The organism is Parapedobacter flavus, from assembly GCF_035818675.1.
GTDB classification, from domain to species: domain Bacteria; phylum Bacteroidota; class Bacteroidia; order Sphingobacteriales; family Sphingobacteriaceae; genus Parapedobacter; species Parapedobacter flavus.
On the sequence record NZ_JAYKZZ010000009.1, the window covers coordinates 20,613 to 46,052 of the forward strand.

The 25,440-nt window shown below is 47.7% G+C and carries 24 protein-coding genes and 1 tRNA gene; 14 read left to right on the forward strand and 11 right to left on the reverse strand.

Going from position 1 to position 25,440, the window contains the following annotated elements:
- Window positions 1-362: 362 nt before the first annotated feature.
- The 4 genes from U9S71_RS08185 to U9S71_RS08200 all read right to left on the reverse strand — a co-directional run bounded on the left by U9S71_RS08185 (window position 363) and on the right by U9S71_RS08200 (window position 2,432).
- Window positions 363-794 (reverse strand): nuclear transport factor 2-like protein, encoded by a 432-nt coding sequence (locus tag U9S71_RS08185; RefSeq protein ID WP_066209160.1) that lies wholly within the window; start codon window positions 792-794, stop codon window positions 363-365.
- On the reverse strand, window positions 791-1,147 hold the full coding sequence (locus U9S71_RS08190) for a DoxX family protein (protein ID WP_066209163.1): 357 nt from the start codon (window positions 1,145-1,147) through the stop codon (window positions 791-793). The genes U9S71_RS08185 and U9S71_RS08190 overlap by 4 nt, the downstream gene beginning before the upstream one ends.
- A gap of 65 nt (window positions 1,148-1,212) precedes the next feature.
- Window positions 1,213-1,968, reverse strand: coding sequence for an SDR family oxidoreductase (locus tag U9S71_RS08195; protein WP_326326643.1), 756 nt, complete (start codon window positions 1,966-1,968; stop codon window positions 1,213-1,215).
- Window positions 1,969-2,054: 86 nt separating this feature from the next.
- Window positions 2,055-2,432: a helix-turn-helix domain-containing protein gene (locus U9S71_RS08200; RefSeq protein WP_326326645.1), complete on the reverse strand. Its 378-nt coding sequence runs from the start codon at window positions 2,430-2,432 to the stop codon at window positions 2,055-2,057.
- Window positions 2,433-2,714: 282 nt separating this feature from the next.
- Here U9S71_RS08200 and U9S71_RS08205 point away from each other — a divergent pair, with 282 nt between their 5' ends.
- From U9S71_RS08205 to U9S71_RS08235, 7 genes are all read left to right on the forward strand, one after another.
- Window positions 2,715-3,788 carry a tyrosine-type recombinase/integrase gene (locus U9S71_RS08205; protein ID WP_326326647.1) on the forward strand — a complete coding sequence of 358 codons (1,074 nt, stop codon included), beginning with the start codon at window positions 2,715-2,717 and terminating at the stop codon, window positions 3,786-3,788.
- A gap of 23 nt (window positions 3,789-3,811) precedes the next feature.
- Complete coding sequence (locus U9S71_RS08210; RefSeq protein WP_326326649.1) at window positions 3,812-4,552, forward strand: hypothetical protein; 741 nt, start codon at window positions 3,812-3,814, stop codon at window positions 4,550-4,552.
- A gap of 129 nt (window positions 4,553-4,681) precedes the next feature.
- Window positions 4,682-4,846 (forward strand): hypothetical protein, encoded by a 165-nt coding sequence (locus U9S71_RS08215; protein WP_326326651.1) that lies wholly within the window; start codon window positions 4,682-4,684, stop codon window positions 4,844-4,846.
- Window positions 4,847-4,957: 111 nt separating this feature from the next.
- A complete protein-coding gene (locus U9S71_RS08220; RefSeq protein WP_326326652.1) occupies window positions 4,958-5,233 on the forward strand; it encodes a helix-turn-helix domain-containing protein in 276 nt (91 codons plus the stop codon).
- A gap of 4 nt (window positions 5,234-5,237) precedes the next feature.
- Window positions 5,238-5,555, forward strand: coding sequence for a hypothetical protein (locus tag U9S71_RS08225; protein WP_232279771.1), 318 nt, complete (start codon window positions 5,238-5,240; stop codon window positions 5,553-5,555).
- Window positions 5,542-6,096, forward strand: a complete 555-nt coding sequence (locus U9S71_RS08230; RefSeq protein WP_326326657.1) for a BfmA/BtgA family mobilization protein — start codon at window positions 5,542-5,544, stop codon at window positions 6,094-6,096. Before U9S71_RS08225 ends, U9S71_RS08230 begins: the two co-directional genes overlap by 14 nt.
- 9 nt (window positions 6,097-6,105) lie before the next feature.
- Window positions 6,106-7,092, forward strand: coding sequence for a DUF5712 family protein (locus U9S71_RS08235; RefSeq protein ID WP_326326658.1), 987 nt, complete (start codon window positions 6,106-6,108; stop codon window positions 7,090-7,092).
- 265 nt (window positions 7,093-7,357) lie between these two features.
- On the opposite strand, the gene U9S71_RS08240 is transcribed toward U9S71_RS08235, so the two are convergent.
- The 3 genes from U9S71_RS08240 to U9S71_RS08250 all read right to left on the reverse strand — a co-directional run bounded on the left by U9S71_RS08240 (window position 7,358) and on the right by U9S71_RS08250 (window position 10,330).
- Window positions 7,358-8,599 (reverse strand): site-specific integrase, encoded by a 1,242-nt coding sequence (locus U9S71_RS08240; RefSeq protein WP_013663625.1) that lies wholly within the window; start codon window positions 8,597-8,599, stop codon window positions 7,358-7,360.
- A 444-nt stretch (window positions 8,600-9,043) separates the two neighbouring features.
- The gene (locus U9S71_RS08245; RefSeq protein WP_326326662.1) at window positions 9,044-9,763 is read right to left on the reverse strand and encodes a hypothetical protein; all 720 of its coding nucleotides are present in this window, start codon (window positions 9,761-9,763) and stop codon (window positions 9,044-9,046) included.
- A gap of 6 nt (window positions 9,764-9,769) precedes the next feature.
- Complete coding sequence (locus U9S71_RS08250) at window positions 9,770-10,330, reverse strand: RNA polymerase sigma factor (protein ID WP_326326664.1); 561 nt, start codon at window positions 10,328-10,330, stop codon at window positions 9,770-9,772.
- An 85-nt stretch (window positions 10,331-10,415) separates the two neighbouring features.
- On the opposite strand from U9S71_RS08250, the gene U9S71_RS08255 reads away from it, so the two are divergent.
- Both U9S71_RS08255 and U9S71_RS08260 read left to right on the forward strand, forming a co-directional pair.
- Window positions 10,416-12,407 carry a PKD domain-containing protein gene (locus tag U9S71_RS08255; RefSeq protein ID WP_326326665.1) on the forward strand — a complete coding sequence of 664 codons (1,992 nt, stop codon included), beginning with the start codon at window positions 10,416-10,418 and terminating at the stop codon, window positions 12,405-12,407.
- A 5-nt stretch (window positions 12,408-12,412) separates the two neighbouring features.
- A complete protein-coding gene (locus tag U9S71_RS08260; protein ID WP_326326667.1) occupies window positions 12,413-15,064 on the forward strand; it encodes a CHAT domain-containing protein in 2,652 nt (883 codons plus the stop codon).
- A 40-nt stretch (window positions 15,065-15,104) separates the two neighbouring features.
- On the opposite strand, the gene U9S71_RS08265 is transcribed toward U9S71_RS08260, so the two are convergent.
- From U9S71_RS08265 to U9S71_RS08275, 3 genes are all read right to left on the reverse strand, one after another.
- On the reverse strand, window positions 15,105-16,907 hold the full coding sequence (locus U9S71_RS08265; protein WP_326326668.1) for an OmpA family protein: 1,803 nt from the start codon (window positions 16,905-16,907) through the stop codon (window positions 15,105-15,107).
- 533 nt (window positions 16,908-17,440) lie between these two features.
- A tRNA-Lys gene (locus U9S71_RS08270) sits at window positions 17,441-17,516 on the reverse strand.
- Window positions 17,517-17,593: 77 nt separating this feature from the next.
- On the reverse strand, window positions 17,594-18,106 hold the full coding sequence (locus tag U9S71_RS08275) for a hypothetical protein (RefSeq protein ID WP_326326670.1): 513 nt from the start codon (window positions 18,104-18,106) through the stop codon (window positions 17,594-17,596).
- A 3-nt stretch (window positions 18,107-18,109) separates the two neighbouring features.
- On the opposite strand from U9S71_RS08275, the gene U9S71_RS08280 reads away from it, so the two are divergent.
- The 5 genes from U9S71_RS08280 to rlmB all read left to right on the forward strand — a co-directional run bounded on the left by U9S71_RS08280 (window position 18,110) and on the right by rlmB (window position 21,789).
- Window positions 18,110-18,334 carry a DUF6965 family protein gene (locus U9S71_RS08280; RefSeq protein ID WP_326326672.1) on the forward strand — a complete coding sequence of 75 codons (225 nt, stop codon included), beginning with the start codon at window positions 18,110-18,112 and terminating at the stop codon, window positions 18,332-18,334.
- Window positions 18,334-19,524 carry an MFS transporter gene (locus tag U9S71_RS08285; RefSeq protein WP_326326673.1) on the forward strand — a complete coding sequence of 397 codons (1,191 nt, stop codon included), beginning with the start codon at window positions 18,334-18,336 and terminating at the stop codon, window positions 19,522-19,524. Before U9S71_RS08280 ends, U9S71_RS08285 begins: the two co-directional genes overlap by 1 nt.
- 73 nt (window positions 19,525-19,597) lie before the next feature.
- Complete coding sequence (locus U9S71_RS08290) at window positions 19,598-20,395, forward strand: hypothetical protein (RefSeq protein ID WP_326326675.1); 798 nt, start codon at window positions 19,598-19,600, stop codon at window positions 20,393-20,395.
- Window positions 20,396-20,488: 93 nt separating this feature from the next.
- Window positions 20,489-20,956: a VOC family protein gene (locus tag U9S71_RS08295; RefSeq protein ID WP_326326677.1), complete on the forward strand. Its 468-nt coding sequence runs from the start codon at window positions 20,489-20,491 to the stop codon at window positions 20,954-20,956.
- Between the two features lie 53 nt (window positions 20,957-21,009).
- Window positions 21,010-21,789, forward strand: coding sequence for a 23S rRNA (guanosine(2251)-2'-O)-methyltransferase RlmB (gene rlmB / locus U9S71_RS08300; protein ID WP_326326678.1), 780 nt, complete (start codon window positions 21,010-21,012; stop codon window positions 21,787-21,789).
- Between the two features lie 29 nt (window positions 21,790-21,818).
- On the opposite strand, the gene smc is transcribed toward rlmB, so the two are convergent.
- Complete coding sequence (gene smc / locus U9S71_RS08305) at window positions 21,819-25,382, reverse strand: chromosome segregation protein SMC (RefSeq protein ID WP_326326680.1); 3,564 nt, start codon at window positions 25,380-25,382, stop codon at window positions 21,819-21,821.
- Window positions 25,383-25,440 lie beyond the last annotated feature (58 nt).

Sequence of the window (25,440 nt, forward strand, 5' to 3'; positions counted from 1 at the left end):
GTCAGTCGTCTCTGTCGTTGTCCAGTTGCAATGTTGGTCAAGTCGAGTTAGTCCGGTCGTAAAGTCGGTTTGTAAAACGATATGCCTTTTGTTACTCGTCATTGTCAATGTGTCCGTTGTCTTTTTTGCATGTGCCCCAACGGTTCGCGTATTGGCGATAGTGGCGGATTAGAAAACCTAAACTTTCAGTCTGGCACTTACCTAAGCAACAGCCTTTTATTATTTTCTAAATTTATGAAAAAAGGAAATATAAAAGACTGTTGCGACAAAAAAAAGGAGAAACTTTCAATTTCTCCCTTAAACCGCCATTTCGCCAATGCGATGTTATCAGCAGTCCTTTTATAGGTAATAAACTATCGTACTTAATATCTCATTCTCCAACTTGTTATCAATCCGTTCTCAACGGTAAATAAAAAGTTAGCCTTATTTGTATAACCTACACTCGAATACTGCCCTTTGACAACAACCTCATTTTCACTTATCACAGAATATTCAGGGTTGGCAACCTTGCCCTGGCGATCCACGATATCACTTTCAATCCATTTTTTGGTTTCTTCGGCTGTTTTCATCACTCCATCCGAACCATAGGCTTGAGTGGCTGTTTCCGAAAATTGAGCTCTGATCAATTCGGCATTTTCTGTTTGCATCGCTTCCATCAAAGTTTTTACTGGTTTTAATAGGGTTTCGTCTTGCATTTTTTCTGATTTTTTATTTGTTGTTTGATTGGTGTTTTGTGTTTGTCCACACGCCGTAAGTGAAAAAGAGGAAAACAAAATGATTAGAAATTTTCTCATAACACATTCGATTTTAATGGGTGTTGTAAATAAATGATGATTAAATTGAGTAACAGAAATGGGATTTCTATCGCCACGCCTTTCAAGTCTTTGTTGAGCAACTGCAAACAGATAATCATCAGTATTCCCGCTGCCATTAGAAAGTTTCCCCACACGAATGTTTTCGGAAAAAGGATTAATATAGATGCCAATAAGGTAACTGCACCATTAATCATTACAGCATTTTTGCTAAAATTCCATTTACCAAACATTTCGAGCATTTCTGGTTTTGCAGTGAGCATATTCCATCCGTGCTTGGCACCCATAAACACCGCAAATAAAATCAATGCTGAATTGAGAATTTTTAAAATCATAATCTTTAAATTTAAAAAAAGCAAAAAACTAAGTCATTTGCCTTTTCAAAATATTAAATTTTATTTTATCTTGTTGTGTAGCCTCCGTTTGCAAAAATAGTTTGTCCAGTAACCCACCAACCATCGGTTACTAAAAACTCAACCAAAGGTGCGATGTTTTTAATGTCTGTAAGTCCACCTAAGTCAGAGGCTTGTTTGTGATAGGCTACGGCATCATCGCTTTCTTGTCCATAGAAAAACGGCGTGTCCATTGGTCCTGGAGCAACGGCAGTTACAGAAATTCCTCTTGAACCAAACTCTTTGGAAGCAGCCCTTGTAAAATGCTCTACTGGAGCTTTGGCACCTGCATAAGTAGAATAATATCCTGTAAATGCAGCCAATAACGAAGTTACAATTGTGTTGATTTTTCCATTATTGTTTAGTTTTTTGCCTGCTTCCTGAATGAAAAAATAAGCAACTTTCGCATTGATGTCGTTCATGCTGTCATATTCCTCTTCGGTGGTATCTGCGAAAGGTTTTTTCAATACTTTTCCAACCGTATTAATAGCAATGTCAATTCCTCCGAATTTTTCAATAGTTGCATCAAAAAACTTTGTAATGTTTTTTACATCTGTCAAATCAGCTTGGAATAAAAAGGCTTCTCCACCTGCGTTTATGATATCTGCCAATGTTTTTTCGGCTTCCGCCTTTGTGTTGTCGCTATTGTAGTGGATAGCCACTTTTGCTCCTTTAGCCGCAAAATTACGGCTTAGTAAGCCACCTAAATTTTTTGCACCACCTGCAATTAAAACTACTTTTCCATTTACATCGTTTCTTGCCATTTTGTTTGATTTTAAATGTTATACAATTGATTTAGCAAAGATGGCTAAGCAAAAAATATAAATCGTGGTGAACTTTTCGGAAGTTTTTATTTTTTGTTTTCTTTTCGGAATTGTCCAGGAGTTTTACCAATAAATTTTTTGAAGAACTTAGAAAAATTCGATGGATCGTATGTCAATATTTTTGCAATTTCAGAAATAGTTTTATCTGTTTCTAAAAGCATTTTTTTGGCTTCATCAAGAATTTTAAGGTCATAAAAATGACAAGGATGACTTCCAGTTTCTTTTTGAACGGTATCTGTTAAATGTTTATGAGAAATAAATAATGCGCTGGCAATTTGATTGATTTCCATAAATTCTTCAGTTTTTCCCAAAACAACATCTTCAATATGGTTGTCTAAAAGCTGAAAATAATTTTCGGTAATTTCTTCGCTCCGTTTTAATATATCTCGTTCGCTCTTTTTCATTCGCTTTCATTCAAAAAATATTGTAAATATGCAATATTCATAAAAACTATTTATGGTGACCTTTTCGGTTTTTTCTTTTAGAGACGGGTTTCAGTAGGATTGCTGATAACTCCCAAATATACGCAATAATCTTCTGCATACAAAGATGTCAAATTCTTTTCTATTTGTTCTTGTAAATGGTTGTTTTTAAGTGTCTTGCTTTAACCTTATCAGATTCTATCTATTGCGCATTTTGCATAACTTTCTTAGATTTGCTTTGGTAGATAATACAAAATACGCAGTATGGAAGTTGTTGATTTTTCTGGTTTTGATTTTCGGGAAGGTAGACATAAGGATGCCGCAGTCATTTGGATAGATTTCAAATACGACCGAGCAAAGATTGATTTGGTCAAATCGCTGAAAGGCAGGTGGAGCAGGTCTGAAAAGTGCTGGTATGTACCGGACAACACCCATTTCCGGACACTGTTTGGGATGAAAATCCCACCGGTTGGCAAAGGGGTATTGTCCAAATTGTCACCCGTGAATGCACGGGAGTTTCAACGTATGAAAGAGGTATTGCAGATGAAAGCCTACAGCCCCTCCACCATAAAGACCTACATGATTGAATTTGCACAGTTACTGTATGTGGTGAAGGACGTGCCAGTTGATTCGCTGGGCTACGACCGTCTCCGTGCTTACATCCTTTATTGCATCAATACATTGAAGATTTCGGAAAATCAATTGCACAGCAGGCTCAACGCCATCAAATTCTATTTTGAACAGGTGCTCCATAAACCGGGCTTCTTTGCCGAAATCCCACGGCCGAAGAAGCCATCCACTTTGCCAAAGGTGTTGAGCCAAAAGGAAGTAAAACGGATATTCGACGCGGTACGAAACCAGAAGCATTTGCTGATGTTGCAACTGTGCTACGGAATGGGATTGCGAGTAAGTGAGGTTGTCAATCTGAAAGTGAGTGACATCGACAGTGGACGGATGCAGGTACTTATCGAAGCAGGCAAAGGAAAGAAAGACCGGTATGTACCGCTACCGACCGCAGTGCTGGATTTGCTACGGGAGTATTATAAAGCGTACCATCCTAAAACTTACCTTTTTGAAGGTCAGTACGGAGGGCGGTATTCCGTCCGCAGTGTCCAAGCGGTGTTCAAGAATGCGATGATGGCCGCAAAGGTAAACAAGCCGATAGGGATACACGGTTTGCGGCATAGTTACGCCACACATTTACTGGAATACGGCACGGACATATCATTCATTCAGCAGCTACTTGGTCACAACGACATCAAGACCACGATGCTTTATGCAAAAGTCGGCAATGCGCAAGTGAATGCAATCAAAAGCCCGTTGGACAGGATTTTGTAGCTACAGATTTAAAGATTATCACAATGGGATTAAATTACTTCAAAAGCAGAAAACGTTTTGATTTTTCCCCGCATCCGTTTGATGTTGGCAACATACTTGGTTTGAAGAGGGGGTATGGCAACAACCATTTCCTGCTCAAAATCTACGGATTGGAAAAAGCCGATTTCGAAACCTATTACACCTACCACCTGAATCATTTCCGGTCTACAGGTCGGGGTACCGAAAAAGATTTCCTTTCCCACGTGTGGCACATCGTGCAGAAACGGATTGAATATTTCGAGCGGAAAGACCCGTTCTCATCCGAGCATCCCCGGCATTTGTCAAACATTGAGAAACTTACCGAATTCCAGCAATACCTCGACACACACGATAAATGGAACATTAGGCCAAACGATGTGCTGCTGAAAGAAAAAGACGGAAAGATAGCCGAACTCGAAGCCCATATCCAAGATTTGGAAGAACAGTTGAAAGCGCATACAAAATATGGGGTTGCGCAGAAAGTGTACGTGGAGGACGGCTACCTGCCCACCCTCACCGACCTCATCCAGCAACTGCGCGAAGTGGAACTGCCCAATGGGAGGAAGCTGCTCAAAAGCGACCACCACAGCCCGTATTACAAACTGGTGGCGAAATACTTCAACCACGGCGGCAAGGAAATCCCATTGGATACGGCACGCAATTATTTCGTGGGCAAGGGCGAAGCCCCGATAAAGGGTTCGCAGGTGCCGGATGGCAGGAAGTTGTTCCGCATCGTCCCCGCCTAATCATCTACCCGTTCAATCCCCGAACATGACCAAGCCGCCTCGTTTGGTCATTCATATCCCTGTTTTATCCCCCAACTTTGTCCCAACGGAGCGGGTGATGCCCGGTGGCAATGCCGGGAGCAATCCCGTTTGGTTGCCGAGGCAAGCCGTGCCGACTGCACATTCCGCCAAATTGCCATTCCCCGATGGGAATGGAGCAAGCGGAAGTTGGGCATAGCCCTACTTGCTTGCCCCCACGCTATCGCTATGGGGGTTTCGGGTATCCTCCGGGGATACCCCAATGCGCTGGGATAGCACCAGCGCAAGGTTCCGGTATACTTGGCCGTATACCGTGCGCCCCGTAAAGGGCGTAAATCAATATCCCGCTATCGGGATATACGGATATGGGAATATAATGATAAGGATATGGAAATAGACATCGTCACACGGGAAGACCTCCGGCAGTTCAAACGGGAAATGCTGGATGAGTTCAAACAAATCATCGGAAACAGGGAAAAAGACAATCTTGGCAGGGAGTGGCTGAAAAGTGCCGAGGTGCGCAGGCTACTTGGCATATCGCCCGGAACGTTGCAGAACCTCCGTGCGGGCGGCACGTTGCCGTACCGCAAGTTGGGCGGCAGCATGTACTACCGCAGGGAGGACATCAGGAAAATGATGGAGGGAGGTAACGGCAATGGGTGAACGGATGGAATTGCCCAAGCACGCGTTCAGCGCGTTCTTTGAGCGGATTGGCGATGACGGGCGTTTGCTGCCCACGCACATCGGTTTGGTGGCGGCGTTGTTTTACCACCACGATTGCGGCAATCCGCATCGCCATTTCCACGCCAGCCGCAGGAAGCTGATGCGCTTCTCGCGGATACGCTCCATCGCCACCTACCACAAGTGCCTGTCGGAATTGGTGGCCTACGGTTATGTGGAGTACCGTCCCTCGTGGCATCCGGCCAAGGGCAGCAGGTTCAGGTTCATCATCCGCACGGAGGGAGGGGTAAATGGTCAGGATTGACGAGAACAAGAAATCCGTCCGTTTCCCCGAGGCGGTGGACGAACGGCTCACCCTGCTTGCGCGGAAACTTGGCCGCACCAAGCGGGAAGTGGTCATGCAGATGGTGGATTATTTCTACAAAAGCAAGAAAGACCCCGCCGACCTGAACGACGAGGTGCTGAAAAAGGAACTGTCAAGCGGTATCAGCCGCATCCTCTCGTTCATCCGCAAACAGGAGGGTGACCTGCTGGTGCCTATGTATTCGGCAATGGAAGAACTGATGGCCATCGCCAAAACGCAAAGCCCGCTTTTGAAGAACATCGGCATGGGGCAGTCGGAGGCAACCATCATGGGCAGGGAAACCATCGGCTACCTGAAACTGGTGGACGGCACGTTGAAAAAGATGCTCGGCAGTATGCGGGAAAAGGAGGCATTGAAGTCCAGGTTCCGGCAGGTACTGGACTACTACATCACCCAGCGTGAAGCCTTGGGCTGGCCTGTATCGGCGGCCAAAAAGGAGGAACTGGCCAAGCATACAAGGCAATCGTTGGACAACCTGTAACGTAAGGCCATGTACATCAACATTACCAAATCGGAAACGGGAGATAACAAGGGCAGTAGCGGAGCATTGGTGCATTACCTCGAAAAGGAAAACCGGATGAAGCCGGAAAACGCAAATGAAAATAAACCGGAACATTGGTTCAACGGAATGGCCAGAGACATCAAACCCCACGAGGTGCGGATGGGTATCGACCGCAACGTGGCGAAGCTGGGTAGGGAAGACAGCAAATTCTTCCTCATCAACATCAGCCCCAGCCAAAAGGAACTGGCGCACCTTGTGTCGCAATACGGCGAGGACGGCGCAAAAGAAAACCTAAAGGAATTTGCCATGAGGGTAATGGACGAATACGCCCGTAACTTCAAACGCCTCGGCATAAACAACCATCGGGATTTGCTTTGGTTCGGCAAGCTGGAAAGCTACCGCTATTACAGCCACAACGACAAAGAGGTGAAAAACGGGCAAAAGAAAAAAGGTGAACGCAAGGAGGGGCGGCAGATGCACGTCCAGATCATCGTGAGCCGTAAGGACATCACGAACCGTATCAAGCTAAGCCCGCAGAATACGTCACGTGGCAAAAACAAAGCCCATTCGCAAAAGCTGGGGCAGTTCGACCGCACCGCATTCAAGCAGTCGGGCGAGACGCTGTTCGATGAACTGTTCGACTTCGAGCGTAACCTGAAAGACAGCCTGCAATATGCCAATACGATGAAGAACGGTACAGCACGGCAAAAGGCACAGATGCACACGCTCACGGAATTGACGAGGCGGCATCCGCAGAGTCAACGGTTGGCAATGGAACTGGCGCATGATGTTACCCAAGGCATGTTCGAAAGTGTGGGCGAAATGCTGGCCACCACGGGCAGTATGGCTGCCGACCTATTGGGATTACTGATGGCTCCGGTGGAGGGAGCGGGTGAGCAGCAAAGCCCCATCGAGGAGGAGGAGAAGCGGCGCAAACGGAAAAAGAAAGCGCAGTCACGGGGTATCAGGCGGTGAATTTTACGGGTGGTTCAGGGCATCCGGCCTTTGCACCGCCCGGCCAAAATTACCCTCGGCGTGGGAAAGGTCAAGGGTATATAAACGCCGCTGCCCGCAGGCCTTTGCCCTCCGGCGCCCTTGACCCGATTCCCCCGCCTTGCGTTCGGTGGCCTAAGCGGTGAAAATGCCCTGGTGTGTGCAGATTTAAAAACAAGGCTACTGAAATGAACCGATACGAGCCGATAAGAACCAATAGTGAGCCGATATGAGCTAATAAGAACCGTTAATGAGCCGATAATGAAATGTTTGTACGGAATCCTAACTTTTCTTTTAGTTTTTCCATATCGCTGCTAATCCGCGTGTCCAGCAGCTTGGCATAGTGCTGGGTGGTCTTGATGTTGGTATGCCCCAGCATTTTTGATACCGTTTCTATCGGCACGTTGTTGGCCAGTGTCACCGTGGTGGCGAATGTGTGCCGCGCCATGTGGAATGTCAGCTTTTTAGTAATACCGCACAGGTCGGCAATCTCTTTCAGGTAGCTGTTCATCTTTTGGTTGCTCAATACCGGAAGTACCATCCCCTTTGCTACGCATGGGGGATAGTCCGCATAGCGTCCGATGATTTCCAAGGCTTGCGGAAGCAGCGGGATGTTGGAGGAAGTTTCCGTTTTCTCCCGGCTGGTCAACACCCACAATCTGCCGTCAATACCCTTGGCGATGCCCGTCTTTTGCAGTTTCCGCACATCGGCGTATGACAGCCCCGTATAGCAGCAGAACACGAAGATGTCGCGCACATGAGAGAGCCTTGTTATGGAAAATTCCTTTTGGGCTATCCTGTCCAGTTCATCGGGCGTGAGAAATTCCTTTTCCCTTGGCTTGGCCTTCGTTTTGTAGAACACAAAGGGGTTTTCCGTAATCCATCGGTGTGCAAGACACTGGTTTATGATTTTACGCAGGTGTTTCATGTACTTGGCCGCCGACACCGCACTGCATTCCATGTCAGAGCGGAGGAAAAACTCATAACCTGTGATGAACGCATGGTCGATGTGCCGGATCTCGATGTCCGTTTCACCATGGCATTTTTCCAGATAGGAGGTCAGGTGTGCAACAGAAGTGTTGTAGCCTTTCAGCGTGTTGGGTTTGAAACCTTTCCCAAGCAACGCTTCCATCTTCCGGTTGTGTTCGGTAAACGTTTCCATCAAATACCGCCGTTGCACGTCCTTGCCGAGGTATTTCAGTTTCAGCGATTCGGCGGTGATTTCCGTGCCGTCCTTTACGAGTTGCAGGTGGGCATCGGCCACCTTTCGCTCCAGCGTGTCGAGGTAGGCATTCAGGCCACGGATGTCCTCCTTGGTGCCCTTGGCACGGTTGGCCTTGGCGTTCCACCGTACGGGGTCACACTCACGGCCGGTGGACACTTCCTTGGGGTCACCGGCCACGGTGATACGCATGTAGATGGGTTTCATACCACCCACATAGTTTTTTGGTTTCTTCAAGTAGAAGAGCAAGGAATAATTTGTACTCATGATAATACATCATTTATGGTGAAACAAAATTAGCCTTGCAGCCTATGGTAGTCAAGATGTTTAGTTATTGAACAGGTTGTCATTCAACAACTTAATGTGCTTTCAGTGAGTAGCGGTAGGTCAGGGATTGACTCACTGAATTACTCACTGTTTTTATGCGAATAATTGAATGAATCAGGATGCTGTAAAAAACAAAAAGCCTGCAAACGTTTAATTTGCAGGCTTTTGTATGTTTTGACTTCAAGATGTGTAGCCTTATTGATCTAAAACCCATATTCCCCGAAAAAAACTGACTCACAGTATCTGGGGGAAAGGGGGACTTGTGACTGAATAGAACTATATCCCTTGCTTCTGACCAATAACTGAGTGCCAAGCCAATGTTTGTGTAGGGTTCCACGCCGTTTAAGTAAGGCCGCCACTTTTAACAAAAAAATAAAAAAAACGTTAATGGAGTCGTTTCTGAAGCTTAACGGCCTTCTGGTGATGGGTACTTCCTTCCCTTACCCGTATTGCATAAGCTTGTGCCGCATTTTTATTATCCAGCTTCCAAAGGGCTACGGCAGCAAAATAGCAGGCGCCGTCAACAAATACCGAGGTTCCCTCTGCAACGGATTTAAGGTCCGTTAGGGCCCGTTGGTATTTAGCCTGGCCCAGATAACTCAATCCTCGGTAAAACCGGTACCGTACGACGGTAGAATCTTCCTGAATCATGGGATTCAGCAGGTCAATACTACGACTATACTCGCCAGCATTGAATGCCATCGCCGCCTGTTGGTATACCGTATCTACGCCCCCGGCCCGGGTAACCGAAGTGGGCATTTCGGGCAGGTTTTCAAAATGGGGCACAAAGAATTCCATATAATTGAAGACGGCCAGTAAACAAGCCGCAGCAGCAAGCGGTATCAGGTATCGGATGATCCCCCGCTTTTTGGCCCGGGGAACATCAAAGTGCTGGGCGCCCATTTGCTTCAACGTAGGTTCCAATGCGGACAATGCGTCTTCGGCCTGCCTGTGCTTCTTTAAAACCCCCTGCAGTTCACGCTGGAGATCCACCTCCTTTTGCAGGGGCTGGTCTAATTTCAGTTGTTGTTCAAATATCTGCTGATCTTCGGCGGTAAGTGCGCCATCCAAATAGTCTTGTATCTGGTCGAAATAATTTGCCATAATCAATTATCGTTTAAACAAAGGATGCGCTTTCACCAATCGACCCAATTCCGCCATGCATTCGCTTTTTTTCTTTCTAAGGTATGCATAGGTAAGTCCAAGTTGTTGTGCAACTTGCTCCTGCTGTGCTTTCCCCATGCAAGCCTGAATGATTTCACGACACCGCTCACCCATGCTGCTGAGTACTTGCATCACTGTACGTTCCCGCTCCAACTGTTGGGTGTGCCGCTCGGCCTCTTGTTCATCGCTCTTATCAATGATAAATCCATCATCAATGGATTTTGTTACCGGGCTACCCGATTTTTTCTTTATTACATTCAACCATTTGCGTTTGCACACCATCACCAGAAAAGCCTCGAAAGGACAGGTTAGTCTAAATTTACCATCGGCACTCATTCGGCAGATATCCATCAAGGCTTCCTGCATAATGTCCGCAGCATCCGCGGCATCCCCGCTGTTATACTGGATCATGCGCGCGATCTTAGGTGCATATAAGGTGTAAATTTCTGCGATGCCTTGATTATCGTTGCATTGCAAGTAGGTAATAAATCGTTGGTCAGGATGCATCTATGAAGCAATAAAATGGATATAAAGCCGTAAAAGTAAAAGTTTTTTATTAATTTTCCGACGAAGTGCTAAAACAACCTTTTATATGAAGCCAAACATTTATCTGGTTATCTGCGTATTGCTTTTCATGACTACCTCGGTATTTGCGAGCAAAGTAGATACCTTAGAAGCAAGTATAAACGTCGAATTTATGAGCGACCGGATTATGTTTAAACCGGAGTTACCGGAGCTGGCGGGTATCCCGGGAGGACGGGATCCCTTTTACACTTATCTATGGGATTTCGGAGATGGGCATTTCAGTACCGCTGAAGCGCCCGGGCACCGGTACGCCAAGGCCGGCGAGTACGCGGTAACGCTTTACGCGGTAAACAACTACGACAATGGTCCCCGGCCCAAGCGACCTACCCGAAAGATTAAAGTCGATTCGGCCAAAGCCGGATCCCAGCAAGTTGCCTCGGTTGCCGAACAGCATTTTTTCAATACAGACGACACTTTCAAGTTGATCAAAAATGCCAATGCCTTGCCTGGCCAGGATATGGTGGTTGTTGCCGGTATAAAAACCACTGAAAAAGGATCAGTTTTTTTGTTGACCAATGAGAAAATTTTTGATCCTGAGGGGTTTCGGTTTGCCGGCCAATCCACCTATTATGGGGAACAAGTTATTCCTATGGAAGAAACCCAGTCCTTAGAAAGCCTTTGGGCCAATGTGTCTACGGCATCGATCACCCGAAGTGGCAGTCCGGACTACGGGATGCGCGAGAAGTTGAATTTTTCAGGGGACGAGGCCGTCGATTATTTCTCCGAACTCTACAGCAGTTATAAAACCATCACCGGGTATGAGGTAGATGGGGCCTCCGATGCGCAGTTTTCATTGATCAATCTGGACATTACGCCCGAAATGCTGGCAGACACCAATGCTACGGTCACCATTACCGGGGTATTTATCCCCGAAAAAGGACCTGCCCGGATCCACCAGCTGGATGTACCGATCGTCACCTCGCACGATCCCAACAAAATGTCGATAAAGCAGTCTCAGATCAACTATCGAACCTTGGCCAAGCGCAAGAAACTTACGTATAAAGTGCAATTCCAAAATGACGGTAAAGGCGATGCAAAAAATATCCGGCTGGAGGTAAAGCTTCCTGAGGTGCTCGATCTGTCGACGATCGAACTGCTTAACTTATACCCCAGATGCGATACATGTTTAACCCCGGAAAGTACCGGGTGTTACTACTATGAAATCAAGGGAAGCGACACCTTGGTATTCCATTTCAAAGATATCGCACTTCCTGGCTCCAAAGCCCCTGATGTACACGACAAGGATAGCACACAAGGGTTTATTCGTTTTAGCATTCGCCCCGAAAAAAATTTGCCTAACCGGCCATTTAAAGCCCAGACCAACATTTTCTTTGATAAAAACGACCCCATTACCACGAACGTGGCAACCGGGCGATTCCGCAAAAGCCTTTCCCCGATTGTATTCGCGGGGTACCATCATTTCCTTCAGGCCCCCGAGCAATGGAATAATAGACAGGCCACGATGAACCCCGGAATGCTGTTCGGGGTTGGCCTGGCTCCTCTGGCGCCTTATCGAAAGCTCTATTGGCAGGTGGAACTGTATGCCAATACCTACCAGGCCACTTCAAATGTCCAGGGCATCAAAGAATCGGGAGAAATGGAAGTTCCCATACCAGGGACCGACCGGCCCCAAATACGGTCCTATACGAGCTACGACCAGTATATGAACTCAAGGTTTCTACAGCTGCGTATCGTCCCGCTTCAGGCTCGGTATAATTTTAACAGCTGGGTGTCTGCCGGTATAGGTGCCATGGTCGAAACCTCTATTAATACCTCCCATAGGGAAACGCGTACCTATCACATCCCCTTCGACCCGGATGAGCTGTTGATAGCGCAACCTTACACCTCGGAAAGACTTGAGCGAGGCCGATTACAACTCCAGCCCTTTATTGACTTGAACGTTGGACGTACTTATCTGGGACCCGTAGCTGGCCTACGCTATATATATGGAAATAAATCCGGTCAGGCCACACATTTGTATGTTGCCTGGCGCTTTTAATGCCCATGCAACGCGCAGGACATAGCTCAAAGGTCGCCCGTTGGATAGGGGGTCTGTTACTTGGGGTCTGTTTAGCAGCATGCCAATCGGCACAAGCCCCTGCGCGCAAAACCGTCGTATCGGAAACGATCAGTGAAGAAGCGTTACTCGATCGCTTGGATACCCTGGGCGCCATCGCCTACGATCATCCTGAGCAGTATATTAATCGACCCGATTCTTTCCTTAATCGCCTGCCCCGGCGACCTACTTCCCCAGAGGGCAAGGAAATGTATGCCTGGCTATTACTCAATGTGGCTTACGCCCTCCGGGAACACGGACATACACTAGAAAGCATTCAATACTATGAAACGGCATTGAACTACTGTACGTCCGAGCAGCTGACAAGTCCGGATCGCGTGTTGTATATTGCTAGACCGCTGGGAAATCTATACACCCAGGTCGGAGATCTTCAGAAGGCACTTCATATCCACCTGAAAGCCATTCAGCTCACCAAAGGACAAGCATCCCAGCAGGCTGCCCTGTACGGCAACTTGGCGATTGTATACCAACAACTTGGACAACCGGATAAGGTGTTAGAGGCTTGTAAAAGCGGGCTATCTTACCTCGACCCCACTGCACTGCAGGCTGCACTTTTATACAATACCATGGCGAGCACCTACCAGGAAAGGCAGCATCTGGATAGCGCGCATATAGCCAACGGGTCGGCTTTGACGTTGCTTACCAACCATGCCCTGAAAGGCGATACGGTGCTATGGTATGCGGAAGCCTTGCACCAAAAGGGGCTTCTGACCGCCCAGCAACACCGGATAGATCAAGCCCTCCCTTTCATCAATCGCGCCATTGAGCTGGCCGAAACCCATTTTCCATTCCGGAAAAACCGGGAAAAGGCCAAATACTACTATATGCGTGGTAATCTAAAAAGCCTCAACAACCAGCCTACCGATGCTAAAGCAGATTTTATCCGTGTATTGGATTTGCTCGGTGCTACGGAGACCGACTTTCCGGCAGACTACACCATTACCGATGCACTTTGGGGGTTGGCACGAATTCATCGGTCCCAGCAACCAGATTCGGCTGTATATTACTATACCAAAACCTTGGAACATTCTTATTATACGCAGCAGTTAATTACGAGTAAACGGAGCCATTATCAAAATTCAGCATGGAATCGTTCGCTCCTTCAAGAAGTCATATCCGCTCTCCTCGAGACGTATAGGACGACCACAGATCAGGTGCGGCAGCAAGATCTTATCTTACGAATGCTATGGGTTATTGAGCTATCAAAAGGACGACAACTCCTCCAAGAAGTGAACCGGACGAACCGCTGGGCGGCAACAGATCGGCCGGATCTGCAAGAAAACCGGGAACACTTGCAGTATCTGTATGGTCAGCTTGCCGCAACTAGGGACACCACACTACGTTCCGAATACAGACGTCAAATTGCAAACACAGCCTTCCAACTGCAGCTTTCTGAGCAGCATTTCGATCGGGATTTTACGCCCCCGGTCATGCGTGATTTTAATGATTTCGCAGGGCGGGTTTCAGAATCCAAAGCATTGATCAGCTATTTCATGCCCGATAGCGGGTCGGGATTAGCGATCTATTGCGTCCAAGGACAATACCGTATCCATTCCATCGATAGCGTTCGGAAAGTGTCTCAGCGCATAAACCATTTCGTTCAAGACTATTTCCACGCTGGACCCAGTGCCTATGAAAACAACCCCGGGGCATATGAGCGCCGAGCCGACGGTCTGCGAGAAACACTGATGCCCTTCTTCAGTGCCTTGCAGCAAAAAGAACTGATCGTTTCATTAGACGGCATTTTATTTACGCTGCCCTTCGAGGCGCTCATGGAAAAAGGGTGCTTTTTAGTACAATCTAATTCCATTGCCTATACCTATACCCTATTACTCAATCAACGGTATGCTACCATCGAGACGGTGCACCCGGGAATCCGTTGCTTTGCCAAATCCGACTATGGGGGTAAACTGCCGGACTTGCCTTTTGTAGCGGCAGAAAAGGAATTATTGTCCAGTCAATTTAACGGGGAGATATTTGAGGGTGCGAACTTGACCGATTCGGCCATTCTGGATGCGCTTGAACATGGGGCATTGCTGCATATATCCGCCCATGCGGTAAGTGGCGACGGGGTCTCTCCCTATATTGCATTTGACCGACCTTTTACTTTAGACAAACTGAGTTATGCCGTCACGCAGTCGCCACTTGTCGTTTTATCCGCTTGTTATACGGCCACAGGCACTCCGGTGAAGGCCGAGGGCTTAGAAAGCCTCAATAAAGCATTTATAAGTAAAGGGGTTCTGGGCGTAATTGCAGCGTACTGGCCCGTTGATGATGCCACTATGCCGAAATTCATGCGTTTGTTTTACGAACAACTGGCTAAGCAGCATGTTCCCTCGGTGGCACTTTCCCGTGCTAAGCAACTTTATCTGGAAAACGCCACGATTCCACTAAAGAATCCCTGGTACTGGGCGACGCTTAATTATACGGGTGTGTATACCCGGATTATCGTATCGGAATCAACCCCCTGGAAGGGCTGGGTTTTAGGCATCGCAGGATTCGGTTTCCTGGGAATAGGGATTGGGTATTTTCGACACCGACGGAAAGCAGTAAACATAAAAAGCGGGCAAATCAATTGATCTACCCGCTTGGCTTCCCATTAAGCGCAGTCTGCTTAGGTTACTTCACTTGATAGTCCAATACCCGTATTTCCGTGCGCCGGTTCTGTTGGTGCAGTTCTTCTGGACAGTCCTGATTGTTGCTGCAGTCGTTCAATAGCCGGGTTTCGCCATAACCTCGGGCTTCCATGCGATTCCGTTGGATGCCTTTGCCTTCCAGGTAGGCGACCGCCGATTCGGCTCTTTGTTGAGACAGACGCAGGTTATACGCATCCTTACCTCTGCTATCGGTGTGCGAAGACAGCTCAATGCGTAAGCTTGGGTTTTGCAACATGATGTTGGCTACATTATCCAAAACTAACGCCGCATCTCTCCTGATGTTACTTTGGTCGAAATCGTAGAGGATATTTTTCACTACCCAGCTGGCTCCTTTCTTCAAGTCATTCACGCCTAACTTAAGGGTTACATACAGTGTCTTACTGCGATCGAGTCCCATTGTTCCTACCCGTTCGGTTTGCGAATATTTTCCGGCTTGATTGGCCACTACATTGTAAGCCGATTGTTGTTCCAGCTGATAGATGAATTTACCCTCACCATCGGATACCTGACTCATGTTGGTGTGCGTACCCTCATTGGTCAGGATGGTATTGATTCCGGAAAGGGTTCGGTTTGAATCCCCATCTACCGTTTCCCCGATCAGGGTAAACCGTGGATCGTTATGCAACAGCTCTTTGTATATCGTTCCGCCGCTGGCTGCGAAATCTGCTTCACTTAGTATTACCGCGGCCGTTTCAATGCCGTTCTTTTCACCTTTTATCCGGTATTCTCCGCTTTCCACGCCATTCAGTCGCCGGGCTTCTCCATTCGCGTTGGTAATGGATACTTGTTCGCCCTGAGGCCCGCTAATGACTACTTTAACTCCGCTCAGAGCAAGTCCGGTCTGCTTGTCTTTGACTACCACGATTAGATCTTTCGCCTGCGTGGGTTGCGATTGCGGTACAGCTTCTACCACTGGGGCAACCGGTCGCTCCGCAGGTTTATGTGGTTTACGTTTGCCGAAAGTGTATTTGATGCCAACCGTCATATTCACCGCCTGGGTATACGTACGCCTGACCGTCGAGCGATCGGTATAAAAATTAGATGCATCGTCTACATACGTGCCTTCGGTAATCGCTGCCGAGACTTCTTGCTCCCGGATAAAAAAGTCGCTGTTTTTGCCTCCAAATTGCTTACCGAAGGTGGACAAATAATCACCCTGCAGAAAAACACCGATTTGTGGGGTCACCGCATAATTGAAACGGACACCGCCGACAGCCAGCCATGCCCAGGCCTTATCGGATACATTTGCCGTAGAACGGACCTGCAAGGTATCGGTTATGCTACCACCTCCACTGGGATCTTTAAGCGTATACACCAATTGCCGCTGATAGTTCGGAAATTGCTGGTGAAGTACGCCAGCCTTAGCGAACAGTTCAAAGCCCATTTTTCCGGAATTAAATTGATAGGTAGGCCCTATGGCTATTCCCATATGGCGGAAACGTTTTGCATTATTGAACGTGGTGGCCAGATAGCCATTCCGAAACTGTAAACTATCACCTCCCCATAGCGGATGCTGCATAATACGCGCATCCAGCCCTACTCCAAAATGACCATCCCCGAAATAATAATCGGCAAATATTCCGCCCACATACCCTATATTCGCCCTCGCCGTGTCGCCGTGGTAATCTCCCAGGGTAGCACTTGCTCCCCCGAAAAGTCCCACTTGCCAGGGTGTTTGTTCCTGTGCCCGAACCTGTAGCATACTGCCAGTATGTAATACCAGGGCAATGATCGCTGTTAATGTAATTTGTATAACCTTTTTCATAACATGTAAATTTTGTTGAATATTTTCTGAAGGTATATCAAGCCTTGAGCGGAAATGTTACCTTCAACGCCGGAGGTATCGTTCAGCAAACTAGCTATCAACTGCTTAATGTTTTGAAAATTCAGAAAAACGGATCCTGACCTTATACGAAAGACAGGGTATTCTTCCTGAAATCAGCGGTGTCGCTGGAGGTGGTAAGGGATAGTGGCATCTGGTAAGAATACAGACAACATAATGGTTGGTGTCAATAAATTTTCTCTCGCTTTTGTGATGGACACAGATTTTTACGTTGTAGGTGCCATCGGTTTTTTTGTGGTGCTCATAAACTTTTGCGCTTACGGTTGTCATAATTTTTTCAGTTAGCACGCAAAAATTTCCGTTACCTATTTGTTACGGTTTTGCGTGAAATTCAACAAAAAACTATGTAAATCCCACCGTTTCGGGGTATCCGAAACGGCTTGAGCAGATGTCTCTAATCTGCCCTTAGAAATGCAAAAAAGCCGTTTCTCCAGATGAAAAACGGCTTTCTATTGTGGTGACCCCGGACAGGTTCGAACTGTCGACCCACTGATTAAGAGTCAGTTGCTCTACCAGCTGAGCTACGGAGTCGGTATTGTTTCCTTTTGCAAGGGAGGCAAATGTAGGGAATGTCACTTTTATATGCAAAAATTTATAGGCAAAAATAGTCACAATTCGTCTGGGTCATATCCACCGAGACAATCCATACACGCATTTCCGTAGGCGTTGTATTCATCGTATGCAGCACCTGGTTTGCCATACAGGGTAATAATACGGTCTACCCTGATTCTTGCCGCCGTATCCATTACGATAAAAAGACCCTCCTTGGTAATCTCTTTCAGTTTAATGACCTTGCCTGCGGCTTCGCAAACTCCTTCGTCGCGACAGAAATAAAAAATTTTGCCGGTCTGTTTCTTTTCGATGGCCTCTTCGATGACCTCGCGGTATTCCCACGCCACCGGCAGGTATGATGTATCTGCGGCTTCTTTAAGGGCCATTCCAAGCTTATTTTCCTGCTTCATATATGTTTTGTTTAGCCGGTTATCACTGATGGGCAACTTTTTGCTCCAAACAAAGGTACGAAATACCGGACCAATGGCCGCGTCTCGGTAGATTGGCTTTGTTTTTTTATCTTTGTCTGCCACGTGTACATCGCCCGTAGGCAATAAAATACGATTCATAGCATGATGTCCATTCAAGAACTTGAAGACTTCTTCCGTACGCACCCGGTACCCGCAGGTACCATGCTCAATGCCGCAAATGTCATCACCGAGCCGGATAAATTCTTGGAGGTTAACCTCGGCGTCGTCCGGGCCTGGCCACGCGATCTGAATAAATGCCCCAGCTACTGGCACCTTTGCCAACTGGCCGCTATCATTGCGGGCAACGAGCGGATAGCGGAGGCCTGATGAGCCCGACGCTAAAAAGGGGTGCGCTCCTCGTTGTCATCTATCTGGCATTTATCAGCTTAGGCTTGCCCGATTCGTTGCTCGGTCCAGCATGGCCCACGATGTATATGGACCTGGATGTACCCATACATTTTGCAGGTATCATTTCGATGGTTGTGGCAGGGGGCACGGTGGTTTCCAGTTTATTTAGTGCGCGGCTGATTGCCCGGTTGGGGGTTGCATCGGTGACTACCTGCAGCGTCTTGATGACTGCCCTGGCATTGTTGGGCTTTGCTTTTTCACACCATTTCGTTTTTTTGTGCCTACTTGCCGTTCCGCTTGGTTTAGGGGCGGGTTGTGTCGATGCGGCCCTTAATAACTACGTGGCGCTGCACTACAAAGCGAAGCACATGAACTGGCTGCACTGCTTCTGGGGCGTGGGCGCCGCAATCGGTCCAATAATTATGGCTGGCCAATTGGCGCAGGGGCAGTCGTGGACAAACGGGTATTTAGCAGTTGGTACGATTCAAGTAGCGTTGGTACTGCTTTTGCTGTTGTCGACGCCTCTTTGGATGCGTAAGCCCGCATCGGCCGCCATGGATTCGACGGAACCTAATAAAGGATTTAAATCGATGCTGCGTATACCCGGTCTGAAGCAGGCACTGGCAGTGTTCTTCTGTTACTGTTCCGTCGAAGCCACCTTCGGCCTATGGGGAGCGAGTTACCTGGTTTTCACGAGGCAACTGGAGCCCGATGATGCAGCCAGATTGGTTTCCCTGTATTACGTGGGCATCACGGTGGGTCGGTTTGTTTCGGGTTTCGCCACGGAACGGCTTTCCAACAAACAATTGGTGTATATTGGGCAGGGGGTGGTCGTTCTCGGATTGATTAGCTTATTGGTACCGTTTGATGTTGCCGTTATGCCGGGCTTCCTGTTGATTGGTCTGGGATGTGCGCCCATCTTTCCGAGCTTACTGCATGAGACACCACGGAATTTCGGTGAAAAACATGCGCAGGCCATTATGGGCATGCAAATGGCCAGTGCATATATCGGAATTACTTTCATGCCGTTATTATTTGGAAGATTGGCGGCTTACCTAAATTATTCATGGTTGTTGGGTTTTATTGCCGTCCTGCTCGCCCTACAAATTTTCATGACTTATAAGCTGAACCGTAAGGTGTCTCAAAGGTTCCGGTGGTCCGATTTTTGACCGGTTATGATTTTCTCCCTATCTTGGGCGCTAAGAATAATCGATAGTTGAATTTTATTATAAAATAAAAGTTATGCGGAGTGGTTTGTTGACCTTGGTATGTTGGGTGATGTTGGTTTGGAATGCCTTGGCGCAGGAGCAGGTTGACCGTGCCAAATATGAGCTCATCAGGGAAACCATTAATTTATTGGCTACGGATAAAGCGGTTTCCCAAGATACCGCATTCCGGATTTCATGCGAAGCGCTGGATTATGATTGCTTCGAACAGCAGTTGGCTGGCAACCCAATAGCCGGTATCGAACGGTGGTACAACCGTTGGCGGTCTATGGCGGCAAGCGATGAGGCTGGTTTGAAAGCATTGCGTGACCGCATCTTTGCCGATATTTTTGAACGGGAGGGCAAAGGTTACCGAAAGCAGCTTGCGAGTTATGAAGGGTACGTAACCCGCACCGCGAACCTTATCGCTCTCCCCGTGGAAAACATACCGCCGGAAGTAGCTATGGATACGGTATCGGAGCGCGTCCCTGATCACGCCGTTTCGCAAACCATATATCCTGAACAATTAACTGATCAGATTGATAACCCCGAAAAAGAAGACCCCATGATTGCTTATCTTGCTATCGGCATCGGCCTCATTGCGCTTGCCATTGCCGCCTTACCATTTATCAGGAAAAATGAACCGGAACGGCCTACAGATTTTGATGCGCTGGAAGAGCTGCACGGTCGGTTGGATGGCATCGCCTTACGGATGAAAAATCTCGAGCAGAAAATTACCGACCCCCAGGCTGCTGAGACGCTGACCCATCTTACCGATATTATGGAATCGGTAGAAAAGCGAGTGGTCGATCTGGAAAGCCGCGTCAGCAGATAGAGTGATCGTCATAAGGCTACTCTGTGTTCGAATTCAGCCATTAAAGATTTCAACATCATAATGGATCGTTTTTATAAAACGTATCTTTGGTAGATGAAACAATCCATCATTCGCTATACGCTGATTGTTGCCTGCCTCTCGGCATGTGTGACCCAAAATTTTGCGCAAGAGAAGAAGACCGTGTTCAATCACGTTGCGCTATCCGTTTACGACCTTCAGAAAAGTACTTCCTTTTACGAGCATGTATTGCAACTCGATACCATTCCGGAACCGTTTAAGATAGGTAAGCACAAATGGTTCGAAATTGGCCCCGGTTTAGCCCTTCATTTGGTAAATGATGCGACCGAGATCATTGAACACCGTAGAAATACGCACGTTTGTTTCAGTGTTGCATCGATAGACGAGATCGTTGCCCGTCTTAATAAATACGGGGTGGCATACTACAACGTACAACAAGAGGTGGGTAAGGTAGGCACACGGGTGGATGGTGTAAAGCAACTCTATATCCAAGATCCCGACGGGTATTGGATTGAGATCAACGACGAACGAATGGAGCGGTGAAAATTGCATCTCGTCGCAACTATGCGTAACTTCGCCGGCAAATAACAGCAAACATGCAGCAAAGGCAATGGCGGGGAAGCCCGGAGAAGCGCGAAACAAACCAACAGGTATATGGTATCCGCGCAGTGATGGAAGCCATCGATGGTGGAAAAGAACTCGAATCCCTCTTTATCCAACGCGGTTTATCAGGCCCGCTATTTCTAGAGTTGAAACAGCTGCTCCGCCAGTATGATATCGGCTACCAACAGGTACCGGTAGAAAAGTTGAATCGGATGACCGGCAAAAACCATCAAGGGGTAATTGCCGTGATTTCACCCATTGCCTACCAACGGGTGGAGGACGTGGTTCCATTGGTGTATGAGAGGGGAGAAGTACCCCTGCTGCTCATCCTTGATGGCATTACGGATGTGCGTAACCTGGGAGCAATCGCCCGGACGGCCGAATGCGTCGGTGCACATGCCCTCATCGTCCCCAAAAAAGGCTCGGCGGAAATCAATCCCGATGCCATCAAAACGTCCGCCGGTGCGTTGTTCAAAATCAACGTTTGCCGTGAAGATAGTTTATCGGGTACCGTACGATTCCTTCAGGACTCAGGCATTCAGGTAGTAGCCTGCACCGAAAAAACCGAAGACAGTATCTATGGACTGGACTATTCTGGGCCTATCGCGTTTATTCTCGGTTCGGAAGAACACGGGATTGCCGACGACTTGATTCGTGTATCCGACCAGCTGGCGCGTATTCCCATGGGGGGCACCATTGCCTCGCTCAACGTTTCCGTGTCTGGCGGTGTCGTACTTTTCGAAGCACTTCGGCAACGCCTAGCCGCCAAATAGCCCCTCACCCCACATCGCGGTTCGCCCAGTTAAGCCACTTCTCGCATATCGACAGCGACCACACGTGAAATACCCTGTTCAACCATGGTGACCCCATAGATAATGTCTGTGCTGGCTATCGTGCGCTTATTGTGCGACACGATGATAAATTGCGATTGATCGGAAAACTTGCGGATAATGTTATTGAATTTGTCGATGTTGGTATCATCCAGCGGTGCGTCTACCTCATCAAAGATACAAAACGGTGCGGGTTTGAGGAGGTACAAGGCGAACAACAGTGCTGTCGACGTGAGCGTTTTTTCCCCACCCGATAGCTGGTTGATCGAGAGTGGCCGCTTTCCCTTGGGGCGTGCCATGATATCGATATCGGATTCCAATGGGTTTTCCGGGTCGGTGAGGATAAGGTCACACGTATCCTCTTCGTTGAAGAGCGAGCGGAACACCGTGGTGAAATTGTCGCGGACGCGCGTAAATGCGGCCATGAATTTCTCGCGGGCGGTATCATCGATTTCCTGGATGGTTTCCAATAGCGAGTTTTTTGCGTCGATTAAATCCTGTTTTTCCTTGATAATAAAGGTGTAACGCTCGTTCATCTCTTGGTAAGCTTCCATCGCCATCGGGTTGATGTTGCCGAAGTCGTCCAATTGCCGCCGCAGCTTGTCGGTTTTTTGGCGAACCGTCTCTTCATCGTCATATAGCCCTGTTTCGGCTTCGCTATTTTCCGTATCGGGTGAGGCAAGGTCATTGATATCGACGGAGAATTCGACAGCCAACCGTTCTTTCAATGCATTTAGGTCGAGTTTTAGGGTTGTCTTCTTATCGCGGAGCTCCTCAAACAGCAAGCTCATCTGTTCTTTCTGCCGACGTAATTGGGTAACCTGTTCTTCCGCTTCATTGATTTTCCCTCGCAACGCGTAATAGTCTTCTTCTATCTCCTGCAGGCCTTTTTCGTAAGCTTCCTTCTGGGTATACATGGCCACCAGGTCCTCATCAGTGTCATCAACATGCTGTAACGTGTCTTTAATCGCGGCCTGTACCTGGTCGTATTCCACTGCGTTTTTGGTCGTTCGGCTTTCGTACGTTTCTCGCAGGCTTTCGCGGTATTCAAGATCTTTCGTAATGCCTCCTACCGCATTTTGCTGCTGGTGAAAGCGAATGTTTTCTTGGTTGAATGCCGACGATTTATCTGTAAGCGCGTCCGATAGTTCCTGGTAGGCAAGCTGTATTTCTTGCAATGCGGTACCACTATTCGCTTTTGCTGCACGCAGCATCTCGAGCCGGGGCTCTGCTGCGTGGAGATCGGCTGCGATACGAGCCATTTTCTGTTCGATATCTTGCTTGCGGTTCTGGCTGTTGGTAATGAAGGCATCGTATTGTTCCTGTTTGGTTTTTACCGATACCAATTCATTATTCAATCGGTTGAGCTGGCGGCCCAACTCTTCCATTTCCGTTTTTTGGGAGCTGCCTTTCAATGTAATCAGCTGCTGGGTGGCATCGTCCAGCGCCGCCTGTTGTTTGGTGATGCGCTGGCCCAATGACTTGATGTCTTTTGCCATATTTTCCAAGTTCTTTGCGCGACCGATGCGCTTACCTTCAAATAACCCTACGGAACCGCCCGACAAGCCGAGTCGGTTTTTGTTGAATTTGCCGCTCTTATGGAGCACGACAATAGCCTCACGAGGTAGTTCGCTGTCCAGCACCTGCTCGTCATCGGTAGGGAGCAGGTATACATTATGTAGTAATATGCGGCACAAGGGGAGGTACCGTTCTTCTACACTGATGATACCCAATGCCGGGATGAGCGACTCATCGACGTGCGTTGCTGGTGTTGTATCGGGAATACGACTAATGGCGTCAAGTACAAAAAAATTGGCCCGTCCACGTGCTGCATCACTAAGCAGCCGAATGGCGTGAACTGCTTCATCCTGCTGTTGCACCACGTAATGGTTCATGTAGGGCTCCAAGTAGTTCTCAATGGCAATCCGATAGTCTTCTTGGCAGAAAAGGATATCTGAAAATAAAGGATACGGGTATTTCCAGCCTGCATTTTTACGTAAGAAGCGTATCGACTCGGGAAATCCTTCGAGGTTATCTACCAGTGACTTGGTAAGGTTATATTCGTTCTGCTTGGCATCAAGTTGCCGGTTGTCGCGCATGAGTTCCCCACTAAGGGATTGAATAGTGGTTTCCGTGCCGGTTACCTTTTCCTGAAGGGCGGTTTCGGCCTCGGAGGTGGTATCGTAAGCCTGCTGCACCGCTTCTGTCTGGCCCTCGAGATCGGCCACCAGCGCATTAAATTGATCGAGTTCAGCGGTTTTGGATTCAGCGTCAGTTACGTTGCGCAGACTTTCCTGCGCAAGTGCATCATGCTGGATACGTAATACAGCAACCTCCTTTTCCAGTTTGTATATTTCGTTCTGTTCGTCGTTGTGCTGGCGTGTCGCCCCGTCGAGCTTTTGTTTGGCGGTGTGCTGCTGTCCCCGTAGTTCGTCGACCGCTGCCCGATGCTGCTCTAGGATTACAGAGATGCCATCTAGCTTTTGTTGTGCCTCCAGGTGTTCTTCATGGAGGCGTTTAATGTTGTAAAGCACATGGTTGAGCTGTTGCCGGTCTTGCGATAGCTCGCCAATGATACGGGCCTCTTTATCCTTCAGGTTACGCAGCTGCTCGTTTTTGACCTTCTTATCGCTTTCGTATGCCCTGATCTTCGCAACATATTCGTTGGTGGCTCGCTGTTGTGCGGCAAGGTTTTTCTCCTTGACGAGGCTTTGTTGCTTCAGCTGCTGGATAAGTGCCTCCAATTGTGCTGTTTCGGCATTGATGCGGGTCTGTTCGGTGCGATGTGTAAGCTCTTGGGCATCGAGCGCGGCCAGTGACTCACTGAAATGGCCAATGCGATAGCTGGCCAACGCCAAACTCAAGGCCTTGTACTGGTCTTTAAGGCGGTAGTACCGTTCGGCTTTCTTCGCTTGGTTTTCTAACGTCTTTAGGTTTTTCTCAATTTCAAAAAGTAGGTCATCTACCCGCGACAAATCATTTTCGGTCTCTCTTAGCTTATTGATTGTTTGCTTTTTACGGACTTTATATTTAGAAATACCTGACGCTTCTTCAAATAGCATCCGACGCGAGTTTTCTTTGTTGTTGATGATCTCATCGATCATCTTCAATTCGATGATGGAATAGGTGTCGGTCCCGATGCCTGTGTCTAAGAAAAGGTCTGTGATATCCTTGAGACGGCACTTCACGTCGTTGAGCCGATACTCACTGTCACCGCTGCGATACAATTTCCGCGTAATGGTGACTTGGGAGAACTCAGTGGGTAAGATATTTTTCGTGTTGTCGAATGAAAGTGATACTTCAGCCAGATTGGAGGCTTTGCGATTTTTGGTTCCGTTGAAAATAATATTTTCCATCTTTTCGGAACGTAAAACGCGCGTACTTTGCTCACCTAAGACCCAACGGATGGCATCGACGACATTGGATTTCCCACAACCATTGGGCCCCACGATGGCGGTTACACCTTCATTGAAATGGATGGTAATCTTGTCGCCAAAACTTTTAAAACCCTTTATTTCGAGTTTGGTTAATTGCATCTATGCCAATCGTTCCTTTCGTTCTTCCTGTTGCGAATTTAAGAAATTGGTTTGAATT

Coding starts and splice junctions, on each gene's coding strand:
- U9S71_RS08185 (WP_066209160.1), bottom strand. CDS start 794: ATGAGAAAATTTCTAATCATTTTGTTTTCCTCTTTTTCACTTACGGCG.
- U9S71_RS08190 (WP_066209163.1), bottom strand. CDS start 1,147: ATGATTTTAAAAATTCTCAATTCAGCATTGATTTTATTTGCGGTGTTT.
- U9S71_RS08195 (WP_326326643.1), bottom strand. CDS start 1,968: ATGGCAAGAAACGATGTAAATGGAAAAGTAGTTTTAATTGCAGGTGGT.
- U9S71_RS08200 (WP_326326645.1), bottom strand. CDS start 2,432: ATGAAAAAGAGCGAACGAGATATATTAAAACGGAGCGAAGAAATTACC.
- U9S71_RS08205 (WP_326326647.1), top strand. CDS start 2,715: ATGGAAGTTGTTGATTTTTCTGGTTTTGATTTTCGGGAAGGTAGACAT.
- U9S71_RS08210 (WP_326326649.1), top strand. CDS start 3,812: ATGGGATTAAATTACTTCAAAAGCAGAAAACGTTTTGATTTTTCCCCG.
- U9S71_RS08220 (WP_326326652.1), top strand. CDS start 4,958: ATGGAAATAGACATCGTCACACGGGAAGACCTCCGGCAGTTCAAACGG.
- U9S71_RS08225 (WP_232279771.1), top strand. CDS start 5,238: ATGGAATTGCCCAAGCACGCGTTCAGCGCGTTCTTTGAGCGGATTGGC.
- U9S71_RS08230 (WP_326326657.1), top strand. CDS start 5,542: ATGGTCAGGATTGACGAGAACAAGAAATCCGTCCGTTTCCCCGAGGCG.
- U9S71_RS08235 (WP_326326658.1), top strand. CDS start 6,106: ATGTACATCAACATTACCAAATCGGAAACGGGAGATAACAAGGGCAGT.
- U9S71_RS08240 (WP_013663625.1), bottom strand. CDS start 8,599: ATGAGTACAAATTATTCCTTGCTCTTCTACTTGAAGAAACCAAAAAAC.
- U9S71_RS08245 (WP_326326662.1), bottom strand. CDS start 9,763: ATGGCAAATTATTTCGACCAGATACAAGACTATTTGGATGGCGCACTT.
- U9S71_RS08250 (WP_326326664.1), bottom strand. CDS start 10,330: ATGCATCCTGACCAACGATTTATTACCTACTTGCAATGCAACGATAAT.
- U9S71_RS08255 (WP_326326665.1), top strand. CDS start 10,416: ATGAAGCCAAACATTTATCTGGTTATCTGCGTATTGCTTTTCATGACT.
- U9S71_RS08260 (WP_326326667.1), top strand. CDS start 12,413: ATGCAACGCGCAGGACATAGCTCAAAGGTCGCCCGTTGGATAGGGGGT.
- U9S71_RS08265 (WP_326326668.1), bottom strand. CDS start 16,907: ATGAAAAAGGTTATACAAATTACATTAACAGCGATCATTGCCCTGGTA.
- U9S71_RS08275 (WP_326326670.1), bottom strand. CDS start 18,106: ATGAATCGTATTTTATTGCCTACGGGCGATGTACACGTGGCAGACAAA.
- U9S71_RS08280 (WP_326326672.1), top strand. CDS start 18,110: ATGATGTCCATTCAAGAACTTGAAGACTTCTTCCGTACGCACCCGGTA.
- U9S71_RS08285 (WP_326326673.1), top strand. CDS start 18,334: ATGAGCCCGACGCTAAAAAGGGGTGCGCTCCTCGTTGTCATCTATCTG.
- U9S71_RS08290 (WP_326326675.1), top strand. CDS start 19,598: ATGCGGAGTGGTTTGTTGACCTTGGTATGTTGGGTGATGTTGGTTTGG.
- U9S71_RS08295 (WP_326326677.1), top strand. CDS start 20,489: ATGAAACAATCCATCATTCGCTATACGCTGATTGTTGCCTGCCTCTCG.
- rlmB (WP_326326678.1), top strand. CDS start 21,010: ATGCAGCAAAGGCAATGGCGGGGAAGCCCGGAGAAGCGCGAAACAAAC.
- smc (WP_326326680.1), bottom strand. CDS start 25,382: ATGCAATTAACCAAACTCGAAATAAAGGGTTTTAAAAGTTTTGGCGAC.